At 62.6% G+C, this 572-nt stretch carries 2 protein-coding genes; both read right to left on the bottom strand.

The genetic code is table 11. The features are described from left to right. Positions 1 to 216, bottom strand: a 216-nt coding sequence (locus tag NRB16_RS29030; RefSeq protein ID WP_257107586.1) for an ATP-binding cassette domain-containing protein, incomplete at its 3' end; no start/stop codon positions are given. A gap of 12 nt (positions 217 to 228) precedes the next feature. Continuing rightward, the coding region (locus NRB16_RS29035) for an ABC transporter permease subunit (RefSeq protein ID WP_257107587.1) at positions 229 to 572 on the bottom strand (344 nt) is incomplete at its 5' end.

Raw genomic sequence — 572 nt, forward strand, 5'->3', positions numbered from 1 at the left:
GAAACTCACTTCGCCAGCGGTAGGCACCACCAGACCGGCAATGGAGCGCAGCAGCGTGGACTTGCCCGAACCCGAGCGGCCCAGCAGGCCGATGATCTCGTTTTCATTGAGCTTGAGCGTCACGTTGTCCAGCACCAGACGTTCCTTGCTGGCCTTGCCGTAGACATGCCGGACTTCGCGGACATCCACCAGGCAGCGCTTTTCGATAGTCATCATGCTTTCCACTCCTCAGACCAGGCTCAAACGGCGCTCGGCAAACCCGTACAGCGGACGCCAGAGCAGACGGTTGAAGGCAATTACAAACACCGACATCACGACGATGCCCAAGGCAACACGGGCGAAATCACCCGCCTGGGTGGCACTGGCGATATACGAGCCCAGCCCGGTCGCCTGCAGGGACTTGTCACCCCAGGACACCGCCTCGGCCACGATGCTGGCGTTCCACGAACCTCCCGATGCGGTGAGCGCGCCGGTGATGTAGTAAGGGAAGATCCCCGGCAGGGCCACGCGCCGCCACCATTGCCAGCCGCGCATGTTGAAGATCCCGGCCACTTCCCGCAGATCGGTCGGCA

Source organism: Pseudomonas sp. LJDD11 (genome assembly GCF_024584215.1).
In the GTDB taxonomy this organism is placed as follows: Bacteria; Pseudomonadota; Gammaproteobacteria; order Pseudomonadales; family Pseudomonadaceae; genus Aquipseudomonas.